This window comes from Pseudomonas pisciculturae, assembly GCF_015461805.1.
GTDB lineage: Bacteria > Pseudomonadota > Gammaproteobacteria > Pseudomonadales > Pseudomonadaceae > Aquipseudomonas > Aquipseudomonas pisciculturae.
In genome coordinates this window covers 543,127-563,043 of sequence record NZ_JACVZE010000002.1, presented here as the reverse complement: position 1 = coordinate 563,043, position 19,917 = coordinate 543,127, and the positions used below count along the sequence as shown (strand labels likewise).

12 protein-coding genes are annotated in these 19,917 nt (G+C 60.5%); 2 read left to right on the top strand and 10 right to left on the bottom strand.

What is annotated here, in order from left to right; genetic code table 11:
* Nucleotides 1–7 precede the first annotated feature (7 nt).
* Entirely contained in the window at nt 8–907 is a 900-nt protein-coding gene (locus ICY20_RS08245; RefSeq protein ID WP_194937269.1) for a homocysteine S-methyltransferase family protein, read from the top strand.
* Nucleotides 908–1,018: 111 nt separating this feature from the next.
* Here the strand turns inward: ICY20_RS08245 and ICY20_RS08240 are convergent, their stop codons facing one another.
* The 3 genes from ICY20_RS08240 to ICY20_RS08230 are packed head-to-tail and all read right to left on the bottom strand — an operon-like array spanning nt 1,019 to nt 2,794.
* Complete coding sequence (locus tag ICY20_RS08240) at nt 1,019–1,702, bottom strand: GNAT family N-acetyltransferase (protein WP_159956515.1); 684 nt, start codon at nt 1,700–1,702, stop codon at nt 1,019–1,021.
* Nucleotides 1,703–1,712: 10 nt separating this feature from the next.
* Entirely contained in the window at nt 1,713–2,159 is a 447-nt protein-coding gene (locus ICY20_RS08235; RefSeq protein WP_159956513.1) for a GNAT family N-acetyltransferase, read from the bottom strand.
* Nucleotides 2,156–2,794, bottom strand: coding sequence for an FMN-binding negative transcriptional regulator (locus ICY20_RS08230; RefSeq protein WP_159956511.1), 639 nt, complete (start codon nt 2,792–2,794; stop codon nt 2,156–2,158). The genes ICY20_RS08235 and ICY20_RS08230 overlap by 4 nt, the downstream gene beginning before the upstream one ends.
* Before the next feature lie 87 nt (nt 2,795–2,881).
* On the opposite strand from ICY20_RS08230, the gene pdxR reads away from it, so the two are divergent.
* Nucleotides 2,882–4,420, top strand: a complete 1,539-nt coding sequence (gene pdxR, locus ICY20_RS08225; protein WP_159956509.1) for a MocR-like pyridoxine biosynthesis transcription factor PdxR — start codon at nt 2,882–2,884, stop codon at nt 4,418–4,420.
* Here pdxR and ICY20_RS08220 read toward each other — a convergent pair.
* The 7 genes from ICY20_RS08220 to ICY20_RS08190 form a co-directional block, all read right to left on the bottom strand.
* Complete coding sequence (locus ICY20_RS08220) at nt 4,417–9,000, bottom strand: dermonecrotic toxin domain-containing protein (protein WP_194937268.1); 4,584 nt, start codon at nt 8,998–9,000, stop codon at nt 4,417–4,419. The two genes, pdxR and ICY20_RS08220, sit on opposite strands and share 4 nt — an antisense overlap.
* An 86-nt stretch (nt 9,001–9,086) precedes the next feature.
* Nucleotides 9,087–10,178, bottom strand: coding sequence for a polyamine ABC transporter substrate-binding protein (locus ICY20_RS08215; protein ID WP_194937267.1), 1,092 nt, complete (start codon nt 10,176–10,178; stop codon nt 9,087–9,089).
* On the bottom strand, nt 10,175–11,212 hold the full coding sequence (locus ICY20_RS08210; protein ID WP_194937266.1) for a histone deacetylase family protein: 1,038 nt from the start codon (nt 11,210–11,212) through the stop codon (nt 10,175–10,177). Before ICY20_RS08210 ends, ICY20_RS08215 begins: the two co-directional genes overlap by 4 nt.
* 130 nt (nt 11,213–11,342) lie before the next feature.
* A complete protein-coding gene (locus tag ICY20_RS08205; protein WP_159956503.1) occupies nt 11,343–12,335 on the bottom strand; it encodes an AraC family transcriptional regulator in 993 nt (330 codons plus the stop codon).
* A gap of 59 nt (nt 12,336–12,394) precedes the next feature.
* Nucleotides 12,395–17,035, bottom strand: a complete 4,641-nt coding sequence (locus ICY20_RS08200) for a dermonecrotic toxin domain-containing protein (protein WP_194937265.1) — start codon at nt 17,033–17,035, stop codon at nt 12,395–12,397.
* 108 nt (nt 17,036–17,143) lie between these two features.
* Nucleotides 17,144–18,121, bottom strand: a complete 978-nt coding sequence (locus ICY20_RS08195) for an asparaginase (RefSeq protein WP_159956501.1) — start codon at nt 18,119–18,121, stop codon at nt 17,144–17,146.
* Between the two features lie 76 nt (nt 18,122–18,197).
* Nucleotides 18,198–19,643 carry an alanine/glycine:cation symporter family protein gene (locus ICY20_RS08190; protein ID WP_159956499.1) on the bottom strand — a complete coding sequence of 482 codons (1,446 nt, stop codon included), beginning with the start codon at nt 19,641–19,643 and terminating at the stop codon, nt 18,198–18,200.
* Nucleotides 19,644–19,917 lie beyond the last annotated feature (274 nt).

Here is a 19,917-nt window from a genome sequence, read left to right as displayed (position 1 = left end):
AAAGCATATGGCCACAGCAACAGTAATTCTCGATGGCGGCATGGGCCGTGAACTGCAGCGTCGCGGCGCGCCGTTTCGGCAGCCGGAGTGGTCAGCGCTGGCCTTGAGCGAAGCACCGCAGGCGGTTGAAGCGGTGCATGCGGCTTACATCCAGAGCGGTGCCAACGTGATTACCAGCAACAGTTATGCGGTAGTGCCGTTTCACATTGGCGAGGAGCGTTTTGCCGCTGAGGGCCAAGCCTTGGCAGCACTGGCCGGCACGCTGGCGCGGCGTGCGGTGGAAGCGTCTGGCCAGGCCGTGCGAGTGGCGGGTTCGTTGCCACCCTTGTTCGGCTCGTATCGCCCCGATCTGTTCGAGCCGCAGCGCGTGTCCGAATTACTGACGCCACTGGTGCAGGGCCTGGCGCCTTATGTAGACCTGTGGCTGGCGGAGACCCAGAGCTCTATCGCCGAAGCGCGCGCCATCCAGGCCGGGCTGCCTGAGGACGGCAAGCCGTTCTGGCTGTCGTTTACGCTCAAGGACGAAGACACCGACGATGTCCCGCGCCTGCGCTCCGGCGAGCCGGTGGCGGACGCGGCCGAAGCGGCGGCGCAGTTGGGTGTGCAGGTGCTGTTGTTCAATTGCAGCCAGCCAGAAGTGATCGGCGACGCGATTGATGCAGCGCGCCAGACCTTCGAGCGGTTGGGCGTGCAGATTGAGGTGGGTGCCTACGCCAACGCCTTCCCGCCGCAGCCTAAGGAAGCCACGGCCAACGATGGCCTGGACCCACTGCGCGACGACCTCGACCCACCGGGTTACCTGCACTGGGCTACGGATTGGCAGGCACGCGGCGCCAGCCATTTGGGCGGGTGCTGCGGGATTGGGCCAGAGCATATTGCGGTGTTGGCGCAGAAGCTGGGTAGCTGACCCCAACGCAAATCCAAATGTGGGAGGGGGCTTGCTCCCGATGGCGGTGTGTCAGTCATTGATAGGCTGGCTGATACACCGCCATCGGGAGCAAGCCCCCTCCCACAAGGGTTATATGTTGTTTGGGAGTCGGCATTCGGCCAAGGTTTTCAACTGGCCCGAACCTGCCTGATTCGCCTCTGACAACCATTGCTCAAACCCCGCCCCAACCGCTGGCCACTCCCCGTCGAGAATCGAATACCACGCGGTATCCCGGTTCTGACCCTTCACCACCATGTGCTGGCGGAACACCCCTTCAAAACTGAACCCCAGGCGTTCGGCCGCATATTTGGAGCGAGCATTGCCGTTGTTGCACTTCCATTCCAACCGGCGATAGCCCTGCTCGAACGCATATTTGCCGAGCAAGTACACCGCCTCGGTGCTTTTGGGTGAGCGCTGCATCGGCGCGCCGAAGGTGACGTGGCCAATTTCGATACGGCCTTGTGCAGGCACGATGGACATCAAGCTGAGGATGCCCTGCACCTGGCCAGTGGCGCGGTCGATCACGCTGAAAAAGTACGGGTCGCTGTGGGCGGCGTGGTTGTTCAGCCAGGTATCGAACGCGCTGCGCTCGGGAAACGGCCCGTAGGGCAAGTAGTCCCAGAGTTTTGGATCAGCGCCTGGGCCTTGGAGGGCGTGGAACAGATCGTCGCCATGGCGCGCCGGGTCGAGTTTTTCCAGGTGTATAAAGCGCCCTTCAAGCAGTTGAGCCGTGGGCGCTGGGGCGCCTTTCCAGTCGGCGAGGGAGGTGGACATGCTGCGCTCCTTAAAGACCTTTGCGAAATTGAATGAAACCCGGGCGTTCGGCGATGCGTTCGTACAGCTGGATCGCGGTGGCGTTGGTCTCGTGGGTCAGCCAATGTACCTTGGCGCAGCTATCGGCCTTGGCAGTGGCGTAGACAAATTCGATCAGTTTGCGGCCCACGCCGGTGCCGCGTTGGGCTGGATCTACCAGCAAGTCTTGCAGGTAGCAGGAATTTTCGATGCTCCAGTTGGAGCGGTGGTAGATGAAATTAACCATGCCCACCGCCTTGCCATCCTGCCAGGCCAGGGCCGAGTGGGTCGGCTCGTTGGCGTCGATCAGGCGTTGCCAGGTGCTCTGGCTGACCGCATCCGGCAGCTCGGTGTCGTAAAACTTCAAGTACGCTTGCCACAGCGGCAACCAAGCAGCGTGGTCGGCGGCGGTGACGGGGCGGATGTCGATCTGGCTCATTCTGAAACTCCTGGGGGAATAAAGCGTGCGAGGGCCTGATCGCGCATGTCCACGCTGGCAGCCAGGCCTTCGCGTACGCCGGCAATGTCGGCCGGGCTGCGGTTCTGGCTGAGCTTGCGTTTGCCGATCAGGCGCTCCACCGGCAGGGCGAAGCCGACGATGGCCTTGAGCATGCCTTCAATGTAGTCGGCCGGAGCGTCGCTGACTTGCCAGGGCTGGGCGCGGCCTGCTTCATGGCGATCCGTCAGCGCCGTGACCACGCCGAGCAAGCGCTCGGCGTCGCTGAACACCTCAGGCGTGCCATAGGCGTGCACCGCGATGTAGTTCCAGGTGGGCACCACTTTGCCGTGCTCGGCCTTGGCCGGGTAAAACGCCGGGCTGATGTAGGCCTCGGCACCGGCGAAAATGACCAGGGCTTCGCTGCCGTTCTGCAGGTCTTTCCACTGCGGATTGGCCCTGGCCAGGTGCCCGTAAAGCGTGCCTTTCGGGCCCTCATCGGGGTTGAGCAGCAGCGGCAAATGGCTGGCTTGCAAGCCTTGCTCACCAAAGGTCACCAGTTGCGCCAGGCGAGTGTGCTGGATCAATTGCTGGATTTCGGGCAAATCATCGAGGGCAAAGGCGCGCGGTGTGTACATGCAAATATTCCTTGGCGAATGCCTGCATCCTAGGCAGGCTAATGGTTCGTTGAAAGATCCATCTGGTCCCTATTTCGTAGGTCCAATATGCCGCCTGTCTCGCCGCCACTGTCATTCAACCCCGCCGGTATCGACTTGGATCGCCGCCAAGGGCTGACGCGTCAGCTGTATGAATCACTGCGCCAGCGCGTGCTGGACGGTCGTCTGGTCAGCGGCACGCGCTTGCCGGCTACACGTGATTTGGCGGCGGCGCTGTCGATTTCCCGCAATAGCGTGGTGCGCGCCTACGACCAGCTGTATGCAGAGGGGTTTATTGAGAGTCGTGTCGGTGATGGTACCTACGTCGCTCAACTACCCACCGCAGCAAAACTATCCACAAAAGTATCCACAGGGTTACCAACAGGCTTATCCCCAGCCTTATCCACAAAATGGGCAAATATACCGGAAGATCTGGACAGTGAAGTTATCCACAGCGGTAGCTTGGAGCGGATAAAAACCAACCACCTGCCACAGCCTCCAGCAGGGCCGCCAAGGGCGTTCCGTGTTGGCGTACCGGCGTTCGATCTATTCCCGTTTGACGTGTGGGCCAAGCTGAATGCGGCGTTCTGGCGCAAGCCGGACCTGGAGCTGCTCTGCTACGGCGACCCGGCGGGTGACGGCCGTCTGCGCGGCTTGATCGCGGCTTACCTGCGTAGCTCACGGGGCATGCAGTGCTCATCTGAGCAAATAGTGATCACCAGTGGTGCGCAGCAGGCGATCAGCCTTTGTGCACAGTTGCTGGTGGCGCCTGGGGATGGTGTGGCGGTGGAAAACCCCGGCTATCGCGCAGCCGGGCATGCCTTCGCCCTGGCGGGCGGAAAACTCCAGGGCGTGCCGGTGGACGGCGAGGGCATTGATTGCCAGGTGCTCAACACCCTGGATAACTGCCGCGTGGCTTACGTAACGCCGTCCCATCAGTACCCGTTGGGCGTGGTGATGAGCCTGGCGCGGCGCCTGCAATTGCTAGCCTGGGCCGAGCGCACGGGGGGCTGGATCATCGAGGATGACTACGACGGAGAGTACCGTTACAGCGGTGCACCATTGTCGCCCTTGGCCGCCCTGGACCGTAGCGGGCGGGTGCTGTACGTCGGTACGTTCGGCAAGGTGGCGTTTCCCGCGTTGCGCCTGGGTTATCTGGTTTTGCCGCCGGGCCTGGTGGCCCCATTTTCCCGGCGGCGCGCGGTGGACATGCGCCACTCCGAAGTGAGTACCCAGGCGGTGATGGCCGAGTTCATGGCGGCTGGGCATTTCCAGCGGCATATTCGCCGTATGCGGCGGGCTGCGCTGAGTCGGCGTAACGCGCTGCTGAGCGGCTGGCCCAGCGACTTGCCAGGCGTGGGTAGCTTGCCAAACACGGCCGCAGGCCTGCACCTCACCGTGCCTGTGCAGAGCCTTGCCCGAGAACGGCAATTGGTGGAACAGGCACGTGCGGTCGAGGTGGAGGTCAATGGTCTGAGCAGCTACTGGCTACCCGACTCCAGCACACCGCCCGATCAACGTGCCGGGCTTGTGCTGGGGTTTTCCGCTGTGCCCGAGGCGGCGATCAGCCAGGCGTTGCGCCGTTTGCGAAAGGCCTGGGGCGGCTAGCCGATGAGCCGAATAGGTTTGGCTTTGAGGAACAACGATCGGGCCAGTTGTGGGCCGATTTCACTGCGGTAGATGGCGATGTCGCTCAAGGGTTCGAACTTGCCTTTCATGAGCCGTTGCGACCGGGTTTTTAGGTGGGCCGCGGTATAGGCTTCTTCCGCACCGGTCAGCGTGGTGTAGTGAAAGTGCGCGTACCACAAAGGGCGTCTGGTCTTGGTGTCTACCACCGCGTATTCCTGCAGGAAACCCTTGTCACGCCCGCTGAGTTTGATGCGAGCACCAGCGGGTGGGTTGACCGTCACTTCACCTTCGCGCAGCAGTAACTCCAAATGCGCCGCTTGCGGTGGGCGGCGCTTGAGCACGTCGATCTTGACGCGTTTGCCTTCCCGGTAGAGCTTTTTGACAGCCTCTTCAAGATTGCGGTTGGTCAGTGCCGCTGAGGGTGTGCTGCTTTCGGTCTGGTTAATGGCCGTCAAAGCCGCTTCGATGTCCTGGCTGGCCTGCTCCAGTTTGGCCGCCCTGCGATGGAAGCGCTCTTCAATTTCCACCGGCAACTGACTGGTTTCTTTGGCCCAGGCTTCCTTGTCGGCGATAAAGGCGCCGATGCCGTCGACCAGATTTTGGCCAGCGTTGATGCTCATTGCCAGGTCACGGGTTTGGGCCCGGGTTGCAGGTTTGTGCGCGCGCGCTCGTTCAACCCAGACCCCTGGCTCTTTCTCATGGAAAGTGGCAATCACCTTGCCGGTAAGCGGCCCCTTCACGTCGACCAACGACTTGCCGTCCTCGGCGAGGCCTTCACGTTCTTCGCCGACGAGCATCCCTTGGTAGCGTGTTTTGATGTACTTCCTTTTTGCCTTGGGGGAGGGGCGAGACGGGCCAGGGGTGGGCGCCAGGGCTTTGCGCGAACGAAGCTCTTCGGTCAGTCGTTTTTCTGCCTGCTGGGCAAATTCGTTGATTTGTTTGCGCAGGTTTTCCAGGTCGGGCTTGTTGAGGTCGCTGGGGAACTCCGCCGGCAGGTCCACCAGATTCTGGTCAACCCTGGCAAATTGCTCCTGCAGGCTGTCCAGGGTTTCGATCAATTGCTCCTGGGGGACGAAGTTGGCTGGGTGCAGGGCTTCCCTCAGCGTTTGTACCGCCAGTTCCGCAGCCTCGATGATGCCGCTCACGGCCTCTTTGGCGTCGGTACGGGTTGCCGATTCGCTTGCCTTGACGCACAGGAAGTGACCCAGGGTAATTTTGTAAGCCTTGAGGTCATTCATTTCATATTGTGGCAAGTGGGGGTCATGGAGTTGGATCAGCTTTACCCCCGGTGCGCCCAGACCGCGGGCGTCCTTGAAGCGTGCCTGCATATACTCCAGCCGGTCGATCATGCCCTGCGCCCCGGCGTACGTGCTGCGAAACCTGGCTTCAGGCAAGGCGTCCTCGTCAGCATCCTCGATGTCGAGGTGATCGTGGAGAGTGCTCAGGTCCTCGCGGAAAGGTATCTGCTGTTCGGCTGCAGCCGAGCGCGCCAGCAATATCTGGTGGTTCAGATAGCCGGTCATGGCCTCCTGATAGTTGGGAACCGTGTCGAGAATGTTCAAGGATTTAAGCTGTGAAATCGGCACGTCCAGCGTTTTGAGCTGCTCGTCCACTCGCTCGATAAAAGTGTTCCGGGCCGCTTCTTTTGCGGTGCCGTCAGCGGTTTTACCGATAGTTTCATGCAAGGATTCAAGCTCTCGATGCCGCTGGGGATGCTCCTGGTCAAACGTCGACAGTTGCTCACGCAAATCAGCGATTTTCGGTGGCCGCAGGGCTTCGCCCTTTTTACGCCGGGCACGCAGGCCGCCCCCGCGTAGACGCAAGCGTGTGTCGACAAACCATTGGCCCAATCGGTTGCCGACCAGTGGCGGGCCACGTCGGGCCGGTTGTTTTGGATCAACGACCAGCACTTCGTCATTTTCGTCTACCACCACCTCAAACCATCTCGCGCCGACCGGGGCGTACCAGTGTTCGCCTTTGGCATAGAGGTTCAGATGAGGGCCGTCGACCTTGTGTTGCTCGCCCAGCTGATCCGGCTTTGGCAGCGTGAAACCGTCCAGGAAAGCTTCCAGGCTCAGCGCGTTTCGGCTGAGGGCACCGCTGATATGTAGGGTATGTTCGTGGCCTACTGGCAGTTCGGCAGCGTCGACAGCCGGTTTTTGAATGACCTCGACGTTGACCGCAGCCGGTGGCAACTCTGCCTGCGTGGCCGGTTTCTCGACCGGCGATTCAGGCCGATACCGCGTGGCAGCATGCGTCGCCAGCACCACGCCCAGCGTCAGGAGGATATCCACCACGGCGGAGAGCCCGGTGGAGCGGTCGCCGATCTCTTCGGCATCGACCAGTTGTTGCAGGTCATCCATCAGTTGCCAGATCCAGGTCGCGGCGCCCACGGCGCCGCCCATGAACGGCAGTACGTTATTGAAGATCAGCCACCCGGCGTGCTTGAAGCTTTCCCAGCGTGCCTCGGCGTTGGATACCGATTGGCGGTCGGCCAGGGTGACCAGCGCGTTGGCGTTGGCCTTGAACAGCGCCGCGAAGTCGTCGTCATGCAGCACCTCGCCCCCCAGGTCGATAGGCCCGGTCATCACCAGCGCGTCCAGCGGGTCGTTTATCACACTGGTGAATACCCAGGGTGAAGGCAGGTTGCCCGGAAACACGAACTGCGCGTAAGCCGTGCGCACTCGATCAGGCAGCCAGGCCAGGACCGATTGGCGCAACGAGGTTTGTTGTTTGATGGCGTACAGCAGGTTGGCCGGCGACGGGAACTCCATCAGTTGTTCTTTGCTCATCGGGCGATAGAGCAGGCAAGGGCCCTTTTTTCGGTCTCGGGGGCCAATGATGAACATGTTGTCGACCACGTCGACGGCGCTGGTCAGGCGACGCTTGGGGTGCAGTGATAACGGGCGTATGACGATCGGTGTGCCGTCGACTTCACGGGCCGTATTGTCTGCGTTCATGGCGGCGCACACATACCGATAGCCTTGTTCAGTCAGCCCACAGACATTGCGAACCTTGTATTGCAACGCAAGCAGCGGCAGTTGCAGGCGTAATTGGGCGCTGTACAGATTTTGGCGACGTAACGACTCGGCCGAGTCGTCCAGCAAGGTACGTTTGACCTGGGCCGGGTACCGTTCACCGACATTTGCCCGGGTGATCAACCCTTCCAGATAGGCCGCCGTCATCCAGGCAGGCACGCCGTTACCGTTTTGATAACTGACGGTTTTGTTGCCCAGAGGCAAGGCGACCAGGTTTTCCAGGGCCAGTTCGGCCAGGGTAAAGGTTTGGGTCTGGGTCTCTCCCGGCACCACCAGGGTGCTGCCCCAGGCCACCAGGCTGGTAACGCTGATCCGTACGTTACTGAGCGTCGAGCGGGCAGCGCCGGGATGGTCCCTGACCATAAGCGTGTGAATGGCATCCAGGGCAAATTCGCCGATGGGTTTGATGCCATCGTCAAACTTTTTACCGGCGTCCTGAACGTGCAGGGCGGCCAGGTCCATCATGTAACGCCCATAGGCCGATTGATCGGCTGGCAAAGCGTTGAGCATCCAGGTGGGCAAGGCATCACGCACCCAGTCGACCCTGGCGGGGTTCATCAGCTCGAAAGAATCAACTTCGTCGCTTGGCGGCTCCAGTTCCACTCGGCTAACCAGTTCACCGCCCTCAAACGACACCGCGCCAAGCGCCTGAATCTGTAACGAGATGAATGAGCAGGCCTGTTGTTCGAAAACATCACCAGAGGGCTCGAACAAGCGCCAGTGAACAGCTGCGGGTGGCGTAATGCCAATCTGCAGGCTGAGGGCATCACCGAATGCTTGCAGGGTTCGGAAGGACGCGTAACCGTCGATAATCGAATAGCTGAGGATGATGTCACGCTCGCCGATGCGCCCCACCAGCACGGTCAGCGCTGACAAGTTGAAGTGTTTGACCTGTGCGCCGCGTTCAATGTCGATATCGATCAAGTAGACCTTGGTGTCATATTTGTCATGGGGCAGGCGTTGGGCGTAATCGGGGTAGTGAAAAACCGTTCTGGCGAGTGCGCACTGGTCCTCATCCCAGCCTTCGACACTTTGCACATTCCAGATCGCGCGCAGGGAGCTGGCCAGCGTGCGCCAACGCGGGCCGCTTTGGTTGACGCTCTGGTTCCAGAACGCGAGTTGTTGCTCCTGGTACGCAACCATGAGCAGTGGTGCCAACTCATTGATCAGGCGGCCGATGGCATCGATCTTGACCGGCAGGTGAATGTTCGGCCCGGCGATGGATTGATAGACCAGGTAGTGCTCGCCGTCGATCCAGGTCAACGGGGTGCCGAACTTTGTCGCGTGGTAGAGCGAACCGGTCAGTGACTGAAAGCCAGGTGCTTCAGGCAAGATGCCGTCGGCGGTAATACGCCAACTTGGCGTGGCCAGGATGGCCAGGTCGGGATCGATGTCGAGGTCTGGGTACAGCTCGCGCAGGCTCTTACGCAGTGTGGTTGCCGCGACTTCGCGCAAGGAGGGGCCGGTGGTCAGTTGGGTCAGTAGATCGTTGCCATTGGGCGTGGGAGATAACGAGGGCACGGGGCGCTCCTGGACGTGGTGATGGCTGCCGGATGCAGCTCAAGACCTCGACCACGTTAGGGCGCCCGCCCATTCGGTGGTGGTACTCAGGTACCCGATTTGATCTTGGTCCAGGCCCGCGTCCTGGCGCGCTCAGCGTCACGGCCCAATGGCTTCAAGGTATACAGCGTGGCCATCGCCGCCTCTGTGGGGTACAGGTTGGGGTTATTGCGAATCGCCGGGTCAACCTGTTGCGTGGCGTCCTTGTTGGGGTTCGGGTAGCCGACAAAATCACTGATCGGTGCGATGACCTGCGGTTGCAGCAGGTAGTTGATAAAGGTGTAGGCGTCCTGTGGGTTTTTCGCACCTTTGGGGATGGCGAGCATGTCGAACCAGATCGGCGCGCCCTCCTTGGGTAGGCGCATGTCTACGGTCACGCCGTTCTTGGCCTCCTTGGCGCGGTTGGCGGCCTGGGAGAAGCTACCGGAGTAACCCACCGCCACGCAGATGTCACCGTTGGCGATATCGGCCATGTATTTGGACGAGTGGAAATAGGTGATGTACGGGCGAATCTTCATCAGCAGCGCTTCAGCCTTTACGTAGTCCTTGGGGTTGCTGCTGTTGGGGTCCAGGCCCAGGTGTTGCAGGGCCAGGGGCAGGATCTCCGAGGGCGAGTCCAGCAGGGCGACGCCACATTGTTTGAGCTTGCTGATGTTCTCTTCCTTGAAAATCAGGTCCCAGCTGTCGACCGGTGCGTTGGCACCCAGCGCGGCCTTGACCTTGTCGGGGTTGAAGCCGATCAGGATGGTGCCGTACATGTAGGGCACGGCGAATTTGTTGCCGGGGTCATTGGCCTCGATGAGCTTCATCAGTTTGGGGTCGAGGTGGTTCCAGTTGGGCAATTGACTACGGTCCAGGGGCTGGAACACGCCCGCTTCGATCTGCTTGGCCAGGAACACATTGGACGGCACCACCACGTCATATCCGGAATTGCCGGTGAGCAGCTTGGCTTCCAGGGCTTCGTTGGTGTCAAAGATGTCGTACACCAGTTTGACCGTGGGGTTTTGCGCCTTGAAATCCTCCAGCGCCTTGGGCGTGATGTAGTCGAACCAGTTGTAGACCCGCAGGGTTTTTTCTTCGGCGTGGGCCGCGCCGCCGAGAACGGCAGCGCAGAGGGCAACGTACTTGAGCATTTTCATTGGGCGGATCCTTGTTCGAAACCTTCGAGGACGTTGACGGCGTTGATGCCGATTGCTTCGACGGCGTAGCCGCCTTCCATCACAAACAACGTGGGTTTGCCCAGGCCGGCGATACGCGCGCCCATCGCCAGGTAGTCGGGGCTGTCGAGCTTGAACTGTGAAATGGGGTCGTCCTTGAAGGTGTCCACGCCCAGGGACACGACGACGATGTCGGCGCCGAAGCGTTTGATCTCGGCGCAAGCCTCTTCAAGCGCTGCACTCCACCGCTCCCAGTCGGACCCTGCCGGCAGCGGGTAATTGAAGTTGAAGCCTTCACCTGCGCCTTCGCCCAGCTCATCGGCATAACCGAGAAAAAACGGAAACTCCGCTTCCGGGTGACCGTGGATCGAGGTGAACAGCACGTCGCTGCGCGCATAGAAAATCGACTGCGTGCCGTTGCCGTGGTGGTAGTCGACGTCGAGGATCGCGACCTTCTGGTAGCCCTGGTCGAGAAAGGCCTGGGCCGCGATGGCGGCGTTGTTGAGGTAGCAATAACCGCCCATCAAGTCGCTGGCGGCGTGATGCCCCGGCGGGCGACACAGGGCGAATGCACTGTGTGCGCCTTGCGCTATCGCCTGTTGCGCCGTGAGGGCCACTTGCGCCGCGCTGTAGGCGGCTTGCCAGGTGCCGGCGGTAATGGGGGCGCCGCCGTCGAAGCTGTAATAACCGAGTTGACCATGCAGACTGGTGGGTAACACCCGGCGCAAGGTGCGTGCGGGCCAGGTGTAGGGCAACAGATCGCCCTCCTGGCCGTAGGCGGTCCAGCGTTGCCAGGCACCTTTGAAGAAGTCGAGATAGTCGTGGTTGTGGACACGTTGCAGCGGCGCCAAGCCAAAGTCCTGCGGGGCATGGACCGGGCCCAGTTCGCGATCTTTGACGCGTTGCAGCACATGGTCGGCGCGCGAGGGCATTTCGAAGCAGGGCATGAGTTGCCCGTCCATCAGTTCACAACGGCCGTGGTGCAGGTGGTGATCGTCCGAGTAGATCGTCAGCATTTGTTGTTCTCCGCAGGCGGTATCGGTGCCATGCAGTGTTGCGGCAGGCCCGCCGGGTGGGAACGGCAAGAGCGGCCAAAAGGGGATAAATATGGCCAAAGTGTTTGTCCGTAATTCGCCCCAAAATGGCTCACGTTCGGAATTGGCTGGGCGCTACGCCGCTCCAGCGCACAAACGCATGGCGAAAGCTCGCGGTTTCGCTGAAGCCTAGTTGTTCGGCGATTCGGTAGATGGGCAGTTGACCCTCTGCCAGCCATTGCTTGGCTCGCTCGAAGCGTAGTTCGTCGAGCAGTTCCTGATAACTGCAACCCAAGTCATGCAGGTGCCGGCGCAGCGTGCGCGCCGAGCAGTTCATCTGCGTGGCCAGGCCTTCAATGCCCGGTGCGGCGCCGAGTTGGCTGGCGAGCAACTGGCGGATTCTGCCCAGCCATGCCTGGCGGCCGGTGAATTCCAGGTTCTGTTTGCGGCAACGTTCGGCCATGGTCTGGTGAGTGACCGTGTCGGCCAGCGGCAGGGGCTGCTCCAGCCAACGTTTATCGAAGGAAAACGCGTTGGTACCGGCTTCAAATTGCAGCGGGCAGGGGAAGCATTCGGCATAGCGCGCCCGATAATCCGGCGCGCTGTGTTCAAAGCGCGCCCCGAGCAACGCCAGGGGCTGGCCGAGTAAATCGTCGCAGATGACCTTCAGCGAAGTCAGACAAAGCTCTACGTTGAACACCTCAAGTGTCGGATTTTCCCGGTAGTCAGCGGCGGTAAACCAGATGCGCTCACCGTCTTCTTCAAGGCTCAGCTCAAACAGTGTTCCCAGCAGCGCCGGATACCGCAGCGCCAGGCGCAAAGCGTCACCAAAGGTGGCACTGGTGAGCAAGGCATAACCGAGCATGCCGTAGGCCGAAACGTGCATCTGCCGGCCCAGTTCCAAGCCGACTTCCCGACGCAGGGCTACGGCATTGGCGCACACGCGCATCTCCTGGTTGGTGGTGATGCGTGTGTCGGCACGGCTCAAATCCGCTGCGCAGATGCCGCTGCCCACCAGCAAGGCCTCGCTGGGCAGACCTTCGGCCTTGAAGGTGTTGAGCACCAGCGAGACGGCATTGAGGGTGGTGAGGTGAGCGTGCAGCATCGACGGCTCCAACGTAGCAGGTACCGGGTTGGAGCAAGTTGTGTGCCGTCAACGGTACGTCAGGTTGGGTCTGGTCGTGGGAAGAACAATGATCCGGCCTGTTCCTCGTTGATCTCGCTGCGATGGAACGTCGCACGTTGAGCGCTGTTCAAGCCCTTGGTGGTGTCGGCTAGCGCGCCGAGGAAGTGCTCGGCAGGTGTTTTGAGACGAGCACTGAGAAACGACCTTGGTGTGGTCCAGGAGGTTGAGTAGTGAAAGTGCGCATACCAGAGTACCGCGCGGGTGTTGATGTCGCTGATGGTGTACTCGTCCAGGTAGTCTGGCGCGATGGACTTGATGCGACGTCGACTCACGGTTTTCTTGATGCTGATCGCGTTGCGGTTTTTTAGCCACTGCACGGCGGACGGCGTAGGCGGTTGTTGCTTGGTCATTCTGAGCACATGCTCGTTGCCTTGTTTATAGAGGGCGGTGGCAGCTTCGCTGAGTGACTGTTTCGCGGTGTTGGCCAGGGTGACATTGTTGGGCTTGAGGTCTTTCTGGGTCAGGGCTTTCTCGATGTTGCGAGCGGCTTGCTCCAGGCGCTGAGCATGCTGGTGGTACAAGTACTCAATGCCAATAGGGGTACGTTGGGGGTGCTCGGCAAGCAAGGTTGCCTTTTGCTTGAACTCGGGCAGGTTGTCGAGCAGGTCGTTGCCTACGCTGATACTGGTGGGCAAGTCGAGGGTAGGACTGGCGACTGCCACGCTCTGGTGTTGCTGGACCCACACGCCAGGCTGCTTTTCATGAAACGTCGCGACTACTTTGTGAGACAGCGGCGAGCGAACATCCACCAAGCCGGTGTCCAGACCCACCGGGGACAACCGGGGCTCGCCGACCACCATGCCGTTGTAGCGGGTCCTGATGAATTTCTTCTCCGCGCGCGGGGGTGTTTGCGGCAGTCGGGGTAACGCTCTCAGCGCGCTGCGCTCGCTAGTCAAGCGTGCGAGGTGGTTGGACGCCGTTGTAGCGTACTGCTTGAGCTGGCCACGCAAGGCGGTCAGTTGGGTCTGCTGTGTGATCCCAGGGTAATCAACGGGAAGGTCCTGCAAGCGTTCGTCCAGTATCTTGAATTGTTCGAGCAGGCTGCTCAGGCTTTCGATGCACTCGTCGACCCGCCGATTGCTGCGCTCGTTCAACGTATCGCGCAGCGCCTGAATCGCGATGTCGCTGGCGTCGACAATATGATCGATGGCTGTCCATGCCAGCGGGGTGCTGAGGGTGGTTTTTTCATCCAGGCACAGGTTGCGTGCCAGCGTGACTTGCAACTGCTTGAGGTCTTCGCTGGTGTAGCTGGGGAGCAGGGCCTTCGCGATCTTTATCTGGAGCAGCCCGTCACTGAACAGTTGGCGTAGTTCGCTGAAACGCGTCTGAAAATAATCCAGGCGTGCGATGACCCGGTGCAGTATTTCAGTCATCTCGCGAGCGGCGGTGATTTCGCGTTTTTGCGGGTCGACCGTCTGGCGCCCGATGTTAGCCAGGGTATCCCGGAGTTTGGGGGCGAAGACTTTTTGCACCTCGTCCAAGGCTGCCTGGCCTAACGTCAACTGAGCCTTGAGGTAGCCGATGGTCTTGTGCAGGAAGTCAGGTGTCGGGGCAAAAACATTCAATGTCTTGAGCTGCTGCAAGGCTGTTTCGTAACCGTCGCGTTGGCTGTCCAGCGCGCTGAGGTAGGCATCACTGTTTGCCTTGGCTGACGTGGAGGGAGTGTCTGCTAGTTGGGCGCTGGTTTGTTGCAACTGTTCCAGGCTGGGTTGCTTTTTTTGCTCGAAGTCTGCAATCCGTTGGCGCAGCTTGATGGCTTCAAGTTCGGCCATGGCTCTGGCTGCTCTAACCTTGCTCTTGGCGCCGCCGCCGCGAAGTCGCAGCCGTGTATCGATGAACCACTCGCCCTTGAGGTTGTTGATCAGAAAGGGGCCCTTGCGCGAGGGTTGTGCCGCGTCGGTGATCTGGACCACGTCATCTTCGTCTACCGTTACCTCGAACCAGCGTTCCCCTACCGCTGCATACAACTTGTCGAGCATCGGGTAGAGGTGGCGTTTGACGCCGGTGCGCGTCAAGGCCGGGCTTTTGATTTGTGGGTCGTCGACCTCGAAACTGTTTAGTAAGCGTGTCAGGTCGACGCGACCTTCGGTGAGCGCGCCGAGGGTGTGCAGGGCATGCGGGTGGTCGCTTGGCAGGGTGGGCGTCACCAGGTTATCAAGTTGTTTGATCTCGGCGGGCTTTTTGACCTCGGTCGCCCTGGGGAGTTGATGCAGTTGCATCTCCTCGTCAGTCAAGGGTGGGCGACGGGGTGCGCTAGCCGTGGCGATGTGCAAGGTCAGCGCCATGCCCAGATTGAGCAGTAACGCTGCCAGTGCGGACCATTCGGCAGATTCGTCTTGCTGCTCGTGCACGTCGACCAACTCTTGCAACTGATCCAGAATCTGCCAGATCCAGGCGGTGGCGTTCACCGTCCGACCCAGAAATGGCAGTGCTACGTTGAAGATCTGCCAGCCTATCTGTTTGATCGAGGCCCAACGAGCCTCGACAGTGGACACCGATTGGCGGTCTGCGAGCGTCACCAGGGCATTGGCATTGGCCATGAATAACTCGCCGGGCAGGTCTCCTTCGAGCACTTGCGTGCCCAGGTTCATGGGGCCGCTCATCTGCAGAAGCTTGACTGGGTCCACTAGCAGGTCCACAGCCGCCCAGGGTGAGGGCAATTCGCCAGGAAACGCGTAGCGGGCATAGTCAGAGCGAACGTCTTCTGGTAGCCAGGCGAGAACCGAGTCACGCAGCTGTCGCGATTGCCGGACCGCGTACAGCAGGTCCGCTGGCGATGGGTATTGCAACAGTTGTTGCTCCGCCATCGGGCGATACAGCAGGCAAGGGCCGGCACTCAAGTCTTGGGAGCCAATCACAAACATGTTGGCCACCACGTCTGGCGAATCGTTGCTGCGGTTACGTGGTACAAAGGCCAGAGGCCGCAGGACGATGGCTAGCCCGTCGATGTTTCTGTCCGCTGCCTCGGGAGCCAGCACCGCGGCAACGTAGCGGTACCCCAGTTCGTCAACCCCGCCTTTTCGGCTCATCTTGTATTGCAAGGCCAGCAGTGGCAGCTGGATACGCAAGTGGCTGCTGAACAGGGCTTTCCTGCGGTTTGATTCAACGGGATCGTCGAGCAATTTGTTTTTGGCCAAGGCTGGGTAATGTTGGCCGATGTCCAGCTTGCGAACCAAGGTTTCGACGTACTCTACGGTCAGCCAATCTGGCAGGGTGCCACTACTGTGCAGGCGAATGCTTTTATTGCCGATGGGCAGGCTGATCAGGTTTTGCAGGGTCAGCTCGATGAGGGTGAAGGTGGTGTCTTCGAACTTGCCCGGCAAGGTAAAGCTGCCCCAGACAACCGGGCTACGTACCTGGATCTCGATTTTATCCAGGCTCAGGCTTGCGGCAGCAGTGTGCTTCCTGGCCTGCCCCTTGCTCTTGCCCTCTTCCTCAATCTCTTTTTTGACAAGCTCTGCACGCAGCAGACCCTCTGTGTATTTGTGGATCTGCGGGATGCCATCGTCATAGGACTGGCCTTGATTCAGGGTGTGCAGGGCGGCGAGATCCTTCAAGTAGCGTGCGTAGAGACTTTGGTCAGTGAAAGAGCCCGTAGTCAGCCAATCCGGCAGCGCGTCAACGTACAGCTTGAGGCCCGGCTGGCGCTCGCCGGCCAGCTCATCGGTGGCCGGTGGGATATTGAGTGGGGATTCAAACGGCTCGGGGTTACGCTGGTGAAAAACGCCGAGTTGCCCGATGAAGGCGAGCTGTTGGGCAATTAACGCGCAGGCCTGGTTTTCAAAAAAATGCCCCTTGGGTTCGAACAGGCGCCACTGGATTTTCGTCGGTGCATGGATCTTCAGGTAGTCGGGCAAACTCTCGCCCAACGCGTCCACCGAGGCGAATTTTTGAAAGCCGTTGAGCAATGAGTAAGTGAGGATCCTGGTGCTGCCTTCATGAGTGCCGATCAGCACGGCGATCGACAGCAGGCCCCAGTGTTTGACGGCTTCGTGGTCGTTCCAGTCAACATCAATCAGGAAGGCCCGGCTATCGAAGCTGCTATAGGTGTTGTGGCTGATCTGTTCGGGCGAGGCGAATAGACCGGTGGCCATTTTGCAGTCATCCTCATCCCATCCTTCGACGGACGTCACGTTCCAGATTGAGCGCAACGTTTCTGCCAGGGAGCGCCAGTGTGGCTTGGAGTGTCCATTGCTGGCATTCCAGTAATCCACCTGCTGTTCCTTGAAGGCAGTGAGCATCACAGGCGCCAGCAGGTTGATCTGGTTGGCGATCTCGCTGATGCTGACCGGCAGGTGGGTAATGGGGTGGGTGTTTTTTTGCTGGATAAGGAAATGCACGCCTTCGATGTATAGCTTGGGTATACCTTGCATTGCCTGGTGGGCGAGGATGTCGCAGAGGTGTTGGTACTGGGGAGGGCCAGCGACGATCTCATTGTCGATGAGGTTCCAGGCGGGTGTGCCGACCATGGCAATGTCCGGGTCGATGTCCAGTTCGGGGTAGCGCTCTTGCAGCGACCGGCGTAACAGCACGCCGGCGACTTCCCTGAATGCGGGGCCCACGCAGAGCTGAGTGAGCAACGTGTGGGTGGGGTTGTAACGTGAAGATTGTGGGCTCATGGGTTCCTGCCTTGCCATTTCATGGACGCTGCCGGAAGAACAGCTTCGGCATGCTAGAAAGTGGCAAGTCAGGCGAGAGGGTAACTATGTAGCTCTAACGGCGGGGGCTCAGGCCAGTTCACCGCACAGGTCAAGTTCCACCAGGCGTCGGACCTCATCGGCGCAAAGCCCCGCGCCGAGCAAGGCGTGTAATTTGCCAAATGCCGCTTCGCGGGTCATGCCGCCGCCAGACAGCACGCCCACACCGCGCAGGCGGCTGCCGGCCTCGTACACATCCAGCTCAACACCGCCTTCGTGGCATTGGGTGATGGCGACCACAACGATGCCCAGCGCTTGCGCGCGCTTGAGGCTGGCAAGAAACGCCGGGTTGTCGCTCGGCGCCGTGCCGCTGCCGAAGCATTCCAGCAGCAGCGCCTGAATGCCGCTGTCGATCAGCGCGTCCAGTTGTGGTGCGGCAATGCCCGGTACCAACGGCAGCACGCCGACATTGGCCAGGGCCTTGGCCTGGCGATAATCCAGCGCGGCCGGAAGCTGCCCGGCTTTGGCCGCGCCACCGTTACGTTGCAGTGCAGCAAACGGATTGCGCCCGAAGCTGCGGATCTTCGCGCAGCGCGTCGGAGCCATCAGCTTGCCGTGGAAGTACAACTGCACGCCCGGTGCCAGGCCTTCACCCAAGGCCTGCAGTGCGCCGCTGACATTTTCCCAGGCATCGCTGTCGGGCACGCCGGCGGGCAGCATCGAGCCGGTAAACAGCACCGGAGCAGGCAGGCCCAGTAACTGAAAGCTCATGGCCGCTGCGCTGTAGGCCAGGGTGTCGGTACCGTGCAGGATCAGCACGCCATCGCAGCCTTCATCGACGGCTTCTACCACGGCCGTGCGCAAGCGCTGCCAGTAATCGGGGGTCATATTGGCGCTGTCGATCAGCGGCGCCATCTCGCGAAAGCGCCACGCGGGCAGTGGCTCGCTGGCCAACTGTTCGCGCATACGGGCTTCGAAGCCTGATGCGGGGGCCAAGCCGTTGGCGCTGGCCTGCATGCCGATGGTGCCGCCGGTGTAGAGCACCATGACGTTGTTGGATGCTGACATTGAGATTCTCCTGAACGAAAAACGCCGCCGGGCCCAGAGCATGCCCAAGGCCAGGCGGCGTGTCATCTATCTCGGTTTAGCGTTGCGCTTGGGCGCTCAGCTCAGCCGATGGCACTGCATCCGGTTTTACCGGATTGGCCGGCCAGGCCTTGCGGTCCAAGTCCAGGTCAGGGAACTGGCTGGAGTCAAACACCGGCGTCTTGATACCCGCAGCGCGCTGGTTGTCGTAGTCGTTCAGGATGCGCATGGCAATCTTGAACAGGAACGCCAGGGCGAACAGGTTAACGAACGCCAGCATCGTCATGGTGATGTCGGCAAAGGCGAACACCGTGCTCAGGTTCTCGATGGAGCCCCAGAAGATCAACGCCAACACCAGGGCGCGATAACCCATCAGCACCTTGCGGTTGTTGCCCACCAAAAAGCGCAGGTTGCTCTCGCCCAGGTAGTAGTTGTACATGATCGACGTGAACACGAACAACGCCAGGGCCACGGAGATAAACATGCGGCCCCAGTCGCCCACTACAGCGGCCAGGGAGTTCTGGGTCAGGGCAATGCCGTCGCCTTCAAAGCCTGGGGTGTAGAAGCCGGACAGCAGGATCAGCAACGCGGTGCAGGTGCAGATCACGAAGGTGTCGAGGAACACGCTGAACGCTTGCACCACGCCTTGGGCGATCGGGTGTTCTACCGAAGCCACCGCCGCCACGTTAGGCGCGCTGCCCAAACCGGCTTCGTTGGCGAATACGCCGCGCTTCACACCCATGATGATTGCGCTGCCTACCAGGCCACCGAAGGCTTGGTCCAGGCCAAAGGCGCTCTTGACGATGGTCGCGAGCATGGCCGGTACGTGGTCGAATTGCAGCACGATCACGTACAGGGTTACGGCGATGTAGACCAGGGTCTTGACCGGCACCAGCAGGTCGGCAATCGACGCGATGCGCTTGATCCCGCCAATAAATACCAGGCCCAGCAATGCAGCCAGGGCCAGACCTGTGTAGGTGGTGTCCAGGCCAAAGGCGTTGTTCAGCGAGTGAGTTACGGCGTGGGCTTGCAGGCCGTTGAACGCGAAACCGAAGGTCACCAGCAGCAGGAACGCCATGACCATGCCCAGCCAGCGCTTGTGCAGGCCGTGCTGGATGTAATACGCCGGGCCGCCACGGTAGGTGCCTTCAGCGTCGGTGCGTTTGTAGAGCTGGCCGAGGGAGCACTCGATAAAGCTCGACGACATGCCTACCAGTGCGGTGACCCACATCCAGAACACGGCGCCCGGGCCACCCAGGGTTACGGCAATGCCGACACCGGCGATGTTACCGGCACCCACACGGCCGGCCAGGCTGAGCATCAGCGCCTGGAACGAGCTGAGTTGGTCGGAGCTGCTCTTGAGGCTGTCTTTAAACACCGAGAACATGTGGAAAAAGTGACGCAGCTGTACGAAACGCGAGCGGATCGTGAAATAACCGCCGAGCCCGACAATGAGCACGATCAGTACTTTCCCTGAGAGGAAGTCGTTGATGACTTCGAGCATGGAGTGTTCCTCGCTGATTTTTCTAATGGCAAACGCAGGACGGTGCGACGCCGTCGCTAAGCACCAGGCAGTGCGCGACAGTTCGACCCCAATCCTTTTGCGGGTTGTTATTCATGCGGTTTCGCGTGTGTATCCGGGCCTCGTTACCGACGGCCGCAGCGCGAAGAGGGGCGGCACTATACCTAGGAGCGCGTGATCCGTCTGCACGGGGCGATTAAAGGTTTCAGCAGGGTGGTGGGCTTGCAGGGCGATATTGGATTTTTTATGGGCTTCA

Excerpts from the sequence above, each read along its gene's own strand:
- ICY20_RS08245 (WP_194937269.1), top strand. The coding sequence starts at position 8 with ATGGCCACAGCAACAGTAATTCTCGATGGCGGCATGGGCCGTGAACTG.
- ICY20_RS08240 (WP_159956515.1), bottom strand. The coding sequence starts at position 1,702 with ATGTCCACCTCCCTCGCCGACTGGAAAGGCGCCCCAGCGCCCACGGCT.
- ICY20_RS08235 (WP_159956513.1), bottom strand. The coding sequence starts at position 2,159 with ATGAGCCAGATCGACATCCGCCCCGTCACCGCCGCCGACCACGCTGCT.
- ICY20_RS08230 (WP_159956511.1), bottom strand. The coding sequence starts at position 2,794 with ATGTACACACCGCGCGCCTTTGCCCTCGATGATTTGCCCGAAATCCAG.
- pdxR (WP_159956509.1), top strand. The coding sequence starts at position 2,882 with ATGCCGCCTGTCTCGCCGCCACTGTCATTCAACCCCGCCGGTATCGAC.
- ICY20_RS08215 (WP_194937267.1), bottom strand. The coding sequence starts at position 10,178 with ATGAAAATGCTCAAGTACGTTGCCCTCTGCGCTGCCGTTCTCGGCGGC.
- ICY20_RS08210 (WP_194937266.1), bottom strand. The coding sequence starts at position 11,212 with ATGCTGACGATCTACTCGGACGATCACCACCTGCACCACGGCCGTTGT.
- ICY20_RS08205 (WP_159956503.1), bottom strand. The coding sequence starts at position 12,335 with ATGCTGCACGCTCACCTCACCACCCTCAATGCCGTCTCGCTGGTGCTC.
- ICY20_RS08200 (WP_194937265.1), bottom strand. The coding sequence starts at position 17,035 with ATGAGCCCACAATCTTCACGTTACAACCCCACCCACACGTTGCTCACT.
- ICY20_RS08195 (WP_159956501.1), bottom strand. The coding sequence starts at position 18,121 with ATGTCAGCATCCAACAACGTCATGGTGCTCTACACCGGCGGCACCATC.
- ICY20_RS08190 (WP_159956499.1), bottom strand. The coding sequence starts at position 19,643 with ATGCTCGAAGTCATCAACGACTTCCTCTCAGGGAAAGTACTGATCGTG.